The sequence below is a fragment of the Allobosea sp. P1_A7 genome (genome assembly GCF_056406775.1).
The window spans coordinates 1-11,569 of record NZ_JBFTZN010000188.1 but is presented as its reverse complement, the minus strand read 5'-3'; the positions used below and the strand labels follow the sequence as shown (position 1 = coordinate 11,569).

Sequence of the window (11,569 nt, the reverse complement as noted above, 5' to 3'; positions counted from 1 at the left end):
GCGCAGCGCCATGCGCAGCMTGACCTGGGGCAAATGGACCACGTCGATCAACACGACGCGCTGAAAGCGTGCGCAGAGCAGGTCGAGAGGCACATCGCGCACCAATCCCGAGCCGAGCACGATGGCCGTGCGGTGGCGTCCGAGCTCGCGGACGATCTGCGCGACGACCGCCTGACAGCGCTGGTGGTGCGGTGTCCAGCCTTTGCGCTGGCGTCGCCCGCGCGCCCAGAGCGCAGTGCTCTCCCGCAACAGGCCAAGCTGCCGCGTCATCCGTCCGACCGGGGTCGCAAGGGTCAGCAGGAACTCAGCCAGCATCGGGGCCTGCGTCCGAAACATGGGAAGCGAATTTCGGACGCAGCCATACGCAGTCCCTGTGTCCTCAGGTCAGCGCGCCACGCCCCGCAACTGGCCAAAGCGTCTCGACATGCGCATCGGGACCGTGCAGCCCGCGCACGCCGACATACCAGTCGTGCAGGTTCACCGTCGGGTCGCAATGGCCCGGAATGAGCAGGATGCGGTCGCCGCGATGCGGCAGCGCGATCGGATCACCGGTGAGCACGCCATGCTCGTCAGAGGGTTTGGTGTAGATGACGCCGTCGCGCTGGAACGGCATCGGCATGCCGGAATCGACCGCCGCCGCCTTGTGCCCGGCATCGACGATGGCACGGTCCGGCACGGGCTTGCTCATCACCCCGGCGAGGACGAAGAGCGCGTGTTCGAAGGCCCTGAAGGGGGTGCCGTCCGCCTGCCGATTGCGCGCGTAATCTGCATCCATGAAGATGTAGGAGCCGGCCTGAATCTCGTTCCAGATGCCGGACTGGCTTTCGAGCTCATAGGTACCGGTGCCGGCGCCGCTGACATATTCGCAGGTGAGGCCTGCCTGCCCGAGGCGCTCCACCGCGTTGCGGGCGAGCAGCCCGGCGCGCTCGATCGCCTCGCGCCGCTCGTCGATCGAGCGCATGTGCTGGGCAGCACCGTGATAGGCTTGGATGCCCGTGAAGCGCAGCGAGTTGCTGCGCGCGACCGCCTCGGCGATGCGGACGGCTTCGCCGACTGCGACGCCACAGCGGCGCCCGCCAATATCGAGCTCGACCATGACGTCGAGCATCACGTCGTGCCGCGCAGCCGCCTCCGCCGCCTCGCGCACGCCCTCGGGATGATCGACGCAAAGGCCGATCCGTGCGTTGCGCGCCAGCTTGGCGAGCCGATCGAGCTTGGCTGGACCGACGATCTCGTTGGTGACCAGAACATCGCCGACTCCGCCCGCGACGAGAATCTCGGCTTCGGAGACCTTCTGGCAGCACTGGCCGACGGCGCCATGCGCGATCTGAAGCAGGGCGATATCCGGGCTCTTATGGGTCTTGGCATGAGGACGAAGACGTACGCCATGGGCCTGCGTATAGGCGGCCATGGCGACGAGATTCCGCTCGAAGGCGTCGAGATCGAGAACGAGCGCTGGCGTGTCGATCTCGGCGAAGCTCTGGCCGATCTGGGCCGGCGGGGGCGCGGGCATGAGTATACGCTATCTCCGGAATCAGTTGCAGCACTATGGCTATGGGACGCCAGCTTCGTGTCTGGAACAAGACCGGAGCGCAAGGAGCGCCCCCGCCGCCAAGCCAGTGGCATATCGCGGTCGACCATGTTAGGCCCCGCGCCATGAAGATCGGCCGCGTTACCGACGACACCTTTGCGCTCTTCGCCCGCGTCTGGCGCGAGCGAGTCAACGCCTACCTGCCCCAGATGGCGATGATCCTGGCACTAGTGGTGGTGATCGCCGCGACAACCAGCTTCTACCCGCTTCTGATCAAGGCAGCCTTCGACGCCTTCGCCGACCCCCTATCGGCGGAAGCGACGGGCTTCGTGCGCCGGATGGAGCGTCTCGTTTCGAAGTCGATCGGGATCGAGATCGGCGTGGTCAACGCCGTTGCGGTCGTCGTCGTCATCGTCACTGCGATCAAGGGCTTCTCGCTGCTTACGCAAACGGTGATGACCAACAGCGTGGTCAGCCGAATCGAAGCGGATATGCAGTCCGCGCTCTACGCGCATCTGATCGACGCCGACCTTGCTCAGCTCCAGCGCGAGAACCCCGCGTCGCTGACCCAGCGCTTCACCACCGACTTCACCTATGTGAAGGAGGCACTGACCCGGATCATCAACATCGCCGTGCGCGATGTGATGACCTCCATCGCACTGGTCGGGGCCCTGCTCTGGATCGATTGGCAGATGACCCTTGTCGTTCTGCTGATCGCGCCGATCGTCGCGCGCCCGATCGGCCGGATCGGCAAGAAGTTGCGCCGCATGGCGATGTCGCAGCAGGAGCAGACAGGCATCATGGCAAGCCTCGTCACCGAGAGCCTGCAGGGTGCCCGCGTCGCCAAGACGGACTCGCTCGAGCCCTATCTCAAGGCGCGCGCCGCGCATGCCTTCGAGACGATCCGCTCGCTCAAGATGAAGGCTGCCAATGCCCGCGGCCGGCTCGATCCTCTGCTCGAGGTCGCCGGCGGCATGGCGGTCGCCGGCGTCCTTGCCGCCATCGGGGTCAGGATCACGGCGGGCACCAGCACGATCGGCGATTTCACCGGTTATGTCTCGGCGCTGCTGCTCGCGGCGCAGCCGATGCGTTCGCTCGGCAACCTCAACGCCATCCTGCAGGAGGCCGGGGCCTCGCTGAAACGCTACTATGCCCTGATCGACGAGAAGCCGTTGGTCACCGAGCGCTCTGGAGCGCAGCCCCTCAAGGTCGGTGCCGGCGAGATCGCCTTCCGGCACGTTCGCTTTCGCTATCGCGATGATGCCCGCGCCCTGGAAGGCATCGATCTCGTCGCACGGGGTGGCAGGATGACAGCTCTGGTCGGTCGCTCCGGCTCCGGCAAGTCGACGCTGCTCACCCTGGCGCCGCGCCTTTACGACCCGAACGAGGGCCGCATCGAGATCGACGGACAGGATCTGCGCGACGTCACTCTCGCCAGCCTGCGCGGCCAGATCGGTGTCGTCAGCCAGGATGTCATGCTCTTCGACGATACCGTGCGGGCCAACATCGCCTTTGGCCGGCCGGGAGCGACCGAGGCCGAGATCATGGCCGCCGCCAGGGACGCAGCGGCGCATGATTTCATCATGGCCATGCCCGATGGCTACGATACGCAGGTCGGCGAGCGCGGTTCGAAGCTGTCCGGCGGTGAACGCCAGCGTGTCGCCATCGCGCGGGCCATCCTGAAGGATGCGCCAATCCTGCTGCTCGACGAGGCGACGAGCGCACTCGACACCGAGTCAGAGCGGCTCGTCCAGCAGGCGYTCGCCCGGCTGATGAAGAACCGCACGACACTGGTGATCGCCCATCGCCTCTCGACCGTGCGCGAGGCCGATCTCATCGTCGTGCTGGAAGAGGGCCGGATCGTCGAGACCGGTAGCCATGATGCTCTGATCGAGCATGACGGCACCTATGCCCGGCTGCACCGGCTGCAATTCACCGAGAACTGAAACGCGCCGATCTCAGGGCTCGCGGGCAAGCGCGTCCACTGCGGACTGAAAGCCCTTGAACGAGAAGGGCAGCACGACGGCGCGGTTAGCACCATCCTGATAGCGAAGCTGGCCAGCCTCGCCAAAGCCGCGCCAACGCTTCAGCAGGTCGTCGCTCACGTTCACCTCGGCGAAGCAGCCGCCGGGAAGGCAGCGCTGGAAGTCGGCAAGCGTCCCCTCGTCCTTCTCTCCGAGCGCAAGGCGGATACCGGCCTTGGCGCCGAGGCTCACATTCGGCGGCACCTGCACCACGAGCTTGTAGGGTTCATTGCGCACCGGCCGCCCGAGCGCGATCAACGCCACCGGGCCGCGCTGCCCCTGCACCTCGAGCGTCTGCACGATCTCGCAGATCCGGGTCCCGACGCCCTGCTGGCAGCGATGGGTCCAGTCGCCATAGGTCGCCGTCGTATTGTCCGGCTGCGAAACGCCGCCAGGAGCGGCCGGAGCCTGTGCACTCGCGGAAGGACGCTGCGCCTGGGCAAGGGCTGCGCCACTGAAGATCACGACGGAAACGAACGCGAGAGGCCTAAGCTTCGAAATCACCTGACAAGTCCCCCTTTGACGGTAGCCATGACTTAGATGGTGGCGCGCGTTTCCACGCAAGCCGTTTGGAGCTCGCTGGGAACGGTCGTCAACATCCCGTGGCGAATGACCGGTTATGGGCGCCAGCCGGTTTCCAGCGCCGGAGCATCGGCCTGGGCCTCTTCCTTCCGAGCCTCTTCGACCACCGCGAAGAGGGCGCGCAAGGCATCGTCGACGCCCTGGCCAGACGCTGATGACAGCACGATCGGCGCGCGCTTGGCGGCCCGCTTCAGCCGCGCGACCTGCTCCTTGAGCAGCTCCGGGCTCAGGGCGTCCACTTTAGACAGCGCCACGATCTCGGGCTTCTCGGCCAGGCCCTCGCCATAGGCCTCGAGTTCCTCCCGAACGGTCTTGTAAGCCTTGCCGGCGTGCTCGCTGGTGCCTTCGACCAGATGCAGCAACACGCGGCAGCGCTCGATATGGCCGAGAAAGCGATCGCCGAGCCCATGTCCCTCATGCGCTCCCTCGATCAGGCCAGGAATATCGGCCAACACCATCTCGCGCCCATCGACCCGCACGACACCAAGGCCGGGATGCAGGGTGGTGAAGGGGTAATCGGCGATCTTCGGCTTTGCAGCGGTAACCGTGGCAAGAAAAGTCGACTTGCCGGCATTGGGGAGGCCGACAAGCCCGGCATCGGCGATCAGTTTCAGGCGAAGCCAGACCCAGCGCTCCTCGCCCGGCAGGCCCGGATTGGCATGGCGCGGCGCCTGGTTGGTCGAGGTCTTGAAATAGGCGTTGCCGAAGCCGCCATTGCCGCCCTTGCACAGAACGAAACGCTGGCCGGATTCGGTCAGGTCGGCAATCAAGGTCTCACCGTCTTCGTCGAAGACCTGCGTACCCGGCGGCACCTTGAGCACGATCGGCGGGCCATTGGCGCCGTGCCGGTCCTTGCCCATGCCGTGTTCGCCGATCCTGGCTTTGAAATGCTGCTGGAAGCGGAAGTCGATCAGCGTGTTGAGCCCCTGCACGCATTCGATCACGACATCGCCACCGCGTCCGCCGTCGCCGCCATTGGGGCCGCCGAATTCGATGAATTTTTCACGCCGGAAGGAGACGCAGCCCGCGCCGCCGTCACCGGCCTTCACATAGATCTTGGCTTGGTCGAGGAATTTCATTGCTTCTCAGTAGTGGGCCGCGGGCCGAAGGGCAATGCGGGCGCTCACGCGGCAAGCCGTGGCGCGGCCATTTCTTCGCGAAGCGCCTGTGCAAAGCGCCGGGCCGCGAGACTAGGGCTAGGCGCGACGATGAGACCGACCGAAAGCTCGAACAGCGGTGGCAGGCCCTCGGCGGCGCCAAGCCGGCGCAGGCTCGGCGGCGCCGCACTCTCGGTGATCGCCGTGACGCAGAATCCGGCCTCGACCGCGGAGATCACTCCCGCCGTATGCGAGGAGGAAAAGACCAGCCGATGCGCCCGCCCTGCCCCGGTGAGCGCCGCCAGGACACGAGGGCGCGCCCGGCAGCCTTCGGAAAATAAAGCGAGCGGCAGAACCTCCTGCAATTCCGGGCGATGACCGCGCGCCGCAACCCAGACCAGCGGCTCGCGGCGCAGCGTTTCTCCCTTTGGCCGGACCGGATCCTGCGTGATCACGGCAATATCGAACTCGCCGGCCGCAAGCGCAGGCTCGATCCGTTTCGAGAGATCGCAACGCAGTTCCAGCTCGACACGCGGATGCTCGGCCGCAAATCGTGCGATCAGCGGACGCAAGTAGGCGTCGACATAATCGTCGGGCACGCCGACGCGCAGTCGCCCCGTGGCTGCCTCGCCGCCCAGATCAGCCAGCGCTTCGCGCTCCACCGCGAGCAGGCGGCGGGCATGACCGATCAGCCTTTCGCCGGCGTCGGTCGGTGTCACCCCACGCCGCGAGCGCTCGAGCAGCTTCTGGCCCAATTGCGCTTCGAGATCCTGGATGCGGACCGAAACCGCCGATTGCGTGCGGCCGAGCCTGACGCTCGCTGCCGTGAAACCGCCGGTCTCGGCGACCGTCACCAGCATATCGAGCGCCGCCAGATCGAAATGAGTCGCCATCGCCTCGCTCCATCGGAATTTCGAATGGAACGATGAGAATAATCCGTTTTTCCGATTGAAGGAAGCACCCTATATCGCCGGCACTGCCCGTCGCGGATGACCCTGATGACCACCCCGAGCCTCGCCCTGTCACGTCCGGCTGCACCCGGCCTTGCCATGTTCGTCGCGCTGATGACAGGCGCGACCTGCATCGGCTTTTCCGGCATCTTCGTGCGCTATGCCGATGTCGGACCGGCCGCCGCCGGCTTCTGGCGCATGCTCTTTGCCCTGCCCGTCCTCGCAGCCTGGACCGCGTTCGAACAGCGCAAGCCCAGATCGGGGGCCGCGCGCTCGGGGAGCTGGTGGCCGATCGCGCTGGCCGGGTTCGCCTTCGCCGTCGACGTGACGCTCTACAATGCCTCGCTCGGCTTCACGACGATCGCCAACGCCTCGCTGCTCGGCAATCTCTCGCCGGTCGTCGTCGTCCTGGCGGCCTGGCTCCTGCTCGGTGAGAAGCCGACCGGGCGCATCCTCGGCGCGCTTTTGCTGGCGATCGGCGGTGCGTTGATGCTGGTGCTGCCGAAATTCGCGTCTTCTACGGCCGCGGCCAGTCCGGGCAGCATTTTCGGCGACAGCCTGGCGGTCGGAGCAGCCTTCTCCTACGCCATCTACATCATCGCCATTCGCCGGGCCCGGGATTTTGCCGATGCCGGGCGCATCGGCCTGATCTCCAGCGCGCTCTGCGCCGTCTTCTGCATCGCGGTCGCGATCCTGCTTGGCGAAACCATCCTGCCGCAGAGTCTGCAGGGCTGGCTTGCGGTCATCGCGCTCGGACTCGTCTCGCATGCGCTGGGCCAGGGTTTGATCACGCTGGCGCTCGGCCAATACGGCGCCAGCGCCGCCTCGCTGGTGATGGTCTGGCCGGCACTGGTCAGCGTTCTCGCTGCCTGGGCGATCTTTGCCGAGCAGCCCTCGCCCGCGCAGGCCTTTGGCGGCGTGGCGATTCTGGCAGCCGTTCTGCTGGTGCGGAAGGGCTGAGATTTGCTGCCGGACCTGGCCCCGCCCCTCTGAAGCGGCCTGAGATTGCTCCCCCAGCCGCGGAGCACAGCAGGGTTCTGCGGCCCGATCTCGAAACTATAGACGCAAAGCCGCTTCCGCTCGGCTCCGTCCTGCCCGTCGTGTCCTGCCCGTCGACCCTACTCCGCCGCAAGCCGCGGCGGCGGCAGCTTTCCACTCATCGCCTTGGCGCTGGCTTCGCCGGGCGATTCCTCATCCCCCATGGGCTCCCAGGCCGATTCATCCTCCGGCTTGCTGAAGAAGCGGCCGAAGAGCCAGCTGAAACCACGGCCGATATCGTCCATCACCGTGTAGAAGGACGGCACGAAGACGAGGCTGAGCACGGTCGAGACGATCAGACCGCCGATCACCGCGATCGCCATCGGCGCGCGGAACTCGCCGCCATCGCCKACGCCATAGGCGGAGGGCAACATGCCCGCCGCCATCGCGATCGTCGTCATCACGATCGGCCGGGCCCGCTTGCGCCCGGCTTCGAGCAGTGAGGTGATCCGGTCCTTGCCGCGGGCGACCTCCTCCACCGCGAAATCGACCAGCATGATCGCGTTCTTGGTGACGATGCCCATCAGCATCAGCAGGCCGATATAGACCGGCATCGAGACCGGGTTATTGGTCGCGAGCAGCGCAATCACCACGCCGCCGAAGGAGAGCGGCAGCGAGAGCAGGATGGTCACCGGCTGGGCGACCGAGCCGAACAGCAGGATCAGCAGCGCGAAGACCAGCATCAGGCCAGTCGTCATCGCCGTGATGAAGCCCTGCACGACCTCGCCCTGGATCTCGGCGTCACCGGTGGCGGCAATCCTGACGCCCGCCGGCAGTCCGACCTCTTTGACGATCTCGTTGAAGGTATCCTGCGCGGTGCCGAGTTCGAAACCACGTTTCAGGTCGGCGCCGATCGCAGCCCGTCGGACGCGGTCATAGCGGTCGATCGAGCTCGGCCCCTCGCCGAAGCCGATATCGGCCACCGCCGTCAGCGGAATCGAGACGCCGCTCGTATTGGTGACACGCAGGGCGGCAATATTACGGATGTCGGCACGCGCTGCCTCATCGAGCTGGACACGGATCGGCACTAGCCGGTCGCCGGCATTGAACTTGGCAAGATTGGCACCCGCATCGCCGATCGTCGCGATGCGCACCGCTTCCGAGATTGCCTCCGGCGTGACGCCGAGCGTTGCTGCCTGCTCGAGTTTCGGGGTGACGCGCAGCTCCGGCCGGCTGAGTGAGCCAGCGGTCGCGACATTGAGGTAGCCGTCGACCTGGCGCATGCGCGCCTCGATCCGGGCAACCGCCTCGTCGAGCGCATCGCCGTCCTTGGAGAGAATCGAGAACGCCATCTCGCGCTCGCCGCGCTCGTTGACATACCAGGCCCGGRCATCGGGGACGGTGGCGAGCTTCTCGGCGATGACGACCTTCAGGTCCTTTTGCTTGACCGCACGATCGCTCTTTGGCGTCAGCATGATCGTGACCGAGGCGCGCCGGACCTCGCGCTGTCCGGTCGGCGAGGCGCCACCGAGCACGAAGACATGCCTGACCTCGGGAATCGTCTTCAGCGCGTCGACGATCTGGTCGGTCGTGACGCGGGTTTCTTCCAGCGTTGCGCCCGGCGGCAACTCGACGCTGGCGACGACACGCGCAGTGTCCTCCTCCGGGAAGAAGCCCGTCGGCAGCAAGGCCGTCGCCTGGATCGAGGCGAACAGGAAGATGAAGCCGACCACCAGGGTCACATAGGCCATGTTGAATGGCAGCTTGCGCCAGCGCCCCGTCCCATCGAAACGCGGCAGCAACGGCAGGCGGATCCGCGCGAGAGTGAGCCGCAGCAAGCCGACATAGCCGCGCATGAACGGACCAGGCCTGTCATCCTCGTGCTTCACGGGTCGCATCAGATAGGCCGCCATCATCGGCGTGATCAGTCGCGCCACCAGCAGCGAGAACAGCACCGCGATGGCAACCGTCAGGCCGAACTGGCGGAAATACTGCCCGGCGATACCGCCCATGAAGGAGACCGGCGCGAAGATCGCGACGATGGTCAGGGTGATCGCGATGACCGCGAGCCCGATTTCATCGGCCGCCTCCATCGCCGCGCGATAGGGCGATTTGCCCATCTTCATATGGCGCACGATGTTCTCGATCTCGACGATCGCGTCGTCGACCAGGATGCCGGTGACGAGCGTGATTCCGAGCAGACTGACCAGATTGAGCGAGAAGCCCAGCATCTGCATCGCCCAGAAGGTGGGGATGGCCGAAAGCGGTAGTGCGATGGCGGTGATCAGCGTCGCGCGCCAGTTGCGCAGGAAGAGGAAGACGACGAGCACGGCCAGCGCCGCCCCCTCGAACAGCGTCTCCATCGCCGCCTGGTAGTTGCCATGGGTATAGGCGACGGCATCGTCGATCAGCTTCAGCTCGATCGACGGGTAGCGCTTGTTCAGCTCGTCGATGCGCGCTGCAACCACCTGCTTGACCGAGAGCTCGCTCGAACCCTTGGAGCGGAACACCGCGAAGGTGACGACGGGCTGCTTGTCCAGGCGACTGAAGGAACGCGGCTCGGAATTGGAATCCTCGACGCGGCCAAGCTCCTTCAGCCTCACCTCGCGGCCACCGGTGAGCGAGATCTTGGTCTCGGCAAGCTCTGCTACCGTACGTGCACCGGCGAGCGTGCGAATCGCCTGTTCCTGGCCGCCAACCTCGCCGCGCCCACCGGCGAGGTCGACATTGGTCGCCCGAATCTGCCGGTTGACTTCGCCAGCCGTTGTCCCGAGCGCCAGCAACCGGTCGGGATCGAGCGAAATCCTGATCTCGCGATCGACGCCACCGTAGCGATCGACACGGCCAACGCCCTTCAGCCCCTGCAATTCGCGCGCAACGACATCGTCGACATGCCAGGAGAGTTGCTCCAGCGTCATGCCGGGCGACGATGCGCCATAGCTCAGGACCGACTGGCCCTCGACATCGATGCGCTGGATCACCGGCTCGTCGATGGTGCGTGGCAAATCCGCCCTGACCTTGGCGATGGCGTCCTTGACGTCGTTGACCGCCCGGTCGGTGTTCACCTCCAGCCGGAACTCGATCAGGGTGAGCGACTGGCCGTCGGTCAGCGTCGACATCACATGCTTGACGCCCGTGATGTTGGCGACCGCATCCTCGATGCGCTTGCTGACCTGGCTTTCAAGCTCCGCCGGCGCTGCGCCGGCCTGGGTCACTGAGACCGAGACGAAAGGCACGTCGATATTCGGCATCCGCGTGACCGGCAGTGTCGAAAACGACATCACCCCAAGCACGCAGAGCACCACGAAGAGCAGGATGGCCGGGACCGGTTTGCGGATCGACCAGGCAGAGAAATTGATGTTCATTCCGCCGGCCCCGTCAATTCGTCGCGATCGGGGTAACCGCGTCGCCGTCGCGCACGAAAGTGCCCGCGCGCGCGACCACGGTCTCGCCTTCGGCGAGACCGGAGGTGATCTCGATCCGGCCGTTTCCGGTCAGTCCCAGCGTCACCTTCTTGGTGCTGACCTTGCCGTCCTTGACGCTCTGCACCAGCGCTCCATTGCGCGAATAGGTGATGGCGGAGAGCGGCAGGGTGATGCTCGTCTTGCGCCCGGTTTCGATCACCCCGCGAGCAAAGGAGCCAAGCGCGACCGGCGGATTATCCTTAAGGGCGATTCGCACGCGCCCGAGCCGAGACGCCTTGTCGACCTGCGGTGCAATCAACCTGATCTCACCGACGAGCGGCTTCTGGGCTCCCGCCGGCGTGACTGCGACCCTCTGGCCGAGCTTAAGCGAGCTAAGTTCGACCTCCGCGACATCCGCCTCGAGTTCGATCGCACCATCGGCGATGATGCGGAAGAGGGGTTCGGTAGCGGCCAGGGGCGCCATGGCGCCAAGCTTGGCGCGGCGCTGGCTGACGATTCCGGCTGCGGGAGCCTTGATCTCGGTACGCGCGAGCTTCACGGCGATATCGCGCTCCTGCGCCTTGGCCAGCGCAAGATCTGCTGTCGCGATGGCAAGCGCATGCTGCGCCGAGTTGACGCGGGCGACCGTCGTCCTCGCCGCCGCAGACCGGAGATCGAAGGTCTCGATGCTGGCATTGCCCGAATCGCGCAGGGCCTTGGTCCGCTCGAAAGCATTCTCGGCCTGAACACGATTGGCTTCCGCTTCGCTGACCTGGGCCCTGGCCTGGGCGATCGCTGCTTCGGCACGCGCGATCTGTGCCTCGTTTTGGGTGTGAAGGACGTCAAGCGTCGTCCGAGAGAGGCGTGCCAGCACCTGGCCCGCCGTCACGCGGTCCCCCTCTTCCGCAAGGATCTCGACGAGCGCGAAGCCATCGATCTCTGGCGAAACCAGAACCTCGTCGCGCGCGATCATCGAGCCGGAGACCACGACGCTCTGCACGAT

At 65.9% G+C, this 11,569-nt stretch carries 8 protein-coding genes and 1 pseudogene; 2 read left to right on the top strand and 7 right to left on the bottom strand.

Features of this window, described 5'->3' with window-relative positions:
• A pseudogene (locus AC1D34_RS26055) lies at positions 1 to 315 on the bottom strand (hypothetical protein); the annotation flags it as partial.
• Between the two features lie 64 nt (positions 316 to 379).
• Positions 380 to 1,513, bottom strand: a complete 1,134-nt coding sequence (locus tag AC1D34_RS26050; RefSeq protein ID WP_441492737.1) for a DSD1 family PLP-dependent enzyme — start codon at positions 1,511 to 1,513, stop codon at positions 380 to 382.
• A gap of 143 nt (positions 1,514 to 1,656) precedes the next feature.
• Here AC1D34_RS26050 and AC1D34_RS26045 point away from each other — a divergent pair, with 143 nt between their 5' ends.
• On the top strand, positions 1,657 to 3,477 hold the full coding sequence (locus AC1D34_RS26045) for an ABC transporter ATP-binding protein (RefSeq protein ID WP_476825748.1): 1,821 nt from the start codon (positions 1,657 to 1,659) through the stop codon (positions 3,475 to 3,477).
• 12 nt (positions 3,478 to 3,489) lie between these two features.
• Here the strand turns inward: AC1D34_RS26045 and AC1D34_RS26040 are convergent, their stop codons facing one another.
• From AC1D34_RS26040 to AC1D34_RS26030, 3 genes are all read right to left on the bottom strand, one after another.
• Positions 3,490 to 4,059 (bottom strand): invasion associated locus B family protein, encoded by a 570-nt coding sequence (locus AC1D34_RS26040; protein WP_441492735.1) that lies wholly within the window; start codon positions 4,057 to 4,059, stop codon positions 3,490 to 3,492.
• A gap of 113 nt (positions 4,060 to 4,172) precedes the next feature.
• Positions 4,173 to 5,216: a GTPase ObgE gene (gene obgE, locus AC1D34_RS26035; RefSeq protein ID WP_441492734.1), complete on the bottom strand. Its 1,044-nt coding sequence runs from the start codon at positions 5,214 to 5,216 to the stop codon at positions 4,173 to 4,175.
• 44 nt (positions 5,217 to 5,260) lie between these two features.
• The gene (locus AC1D34_RS26030; RefSeq protein WP_476825747.1) at positions 5,261 to 6,127 is read right to left on the bottom strand and encodes a LysR family transcriptional regulator; all 867 of its coding nucleotides are present in this window, start codon (positions 6,125 to 6,127) and stop codon (positions 5,261 to 5,263) included.
• A gap of 105 nt (positions 6,128 to 6,232) precedes the next feature.
• Between AC1D34_RS26030 and AC1D34_RS26025 the strand changes: the two genes are divergently transcribed.
• Positions 6,233 to 7,144, top strand: coding sequence for a DMT family transporter (locus AC1D34_RS26025; protein ID WP_441492732.1), 912 nt, complete (start codon positions 6,233 to 6,235; stop codon positions 7,142 to 7,144).
• Between the two features lie 158 nt (positions 7,145 to 7,302).
• Here the strand turns inward: AC1D34_RS26025 and AC1D34_RS26020 are convergent, their stop codons facing one another.
• Together AC1D34_RS26020 and AC1D34_RS26015 are read right to left on the bottom strand one after the other, a co-directional pair.
• Entirely contained in the window at positions 7,303 to 10,527 is a 3,225-nt protein-coding gene (locus AC1D34_RS26020) for an efflux RND transporter permease subunit (RefSeq protein WP_476825746.1), read from the bottom strand.
• A gap of 13 nt (positions 10,528 to 10,540) precedes the next feature.
• Positions 10,541 to 11,569, bottom strand: a 1,029-nt coding sequence (locus AC1D34_RS26015; RefSeq protein ID WP_476825745.1) for an efflux RND transporter periplasmic adaptor subunit, incomplete at its 5' end; no start/stop codon positions are given.

Excerpts from the sequence above, each read along its gene's own strand:
- AC1D34_RS26050 (WP_441492737.1), bottom strand. The coding sequence starts at position 1,513 with ATGCCCGCGCCCCCGCCGGCCCAGATCGGCCAGAGCTTCGCCGAGATC.
- obgE (WP_441492734.1), bottom strand. The coding sequence starts at position 5,216 with ATGAAATTCCTCGACCAAGCCAAGATCTATGTGAAGGCCGGTGACGGC.
- AC1D34_RS26030 (WP_476825747.1), bottom strand. The coding sequence starts at position 6,127 with ATGGCGACTCATTTCGATCTGGCGGCGCTCGATATGCTGGTGACGGTC.
- AC1D34_RS26025 (WP_441492732.1), top strand. The coding sequence starts at position 6,233 with ATGACCACCCCGAGCCTCGCCCTGTCACGTCCGGCTGCACCCGGCCTT.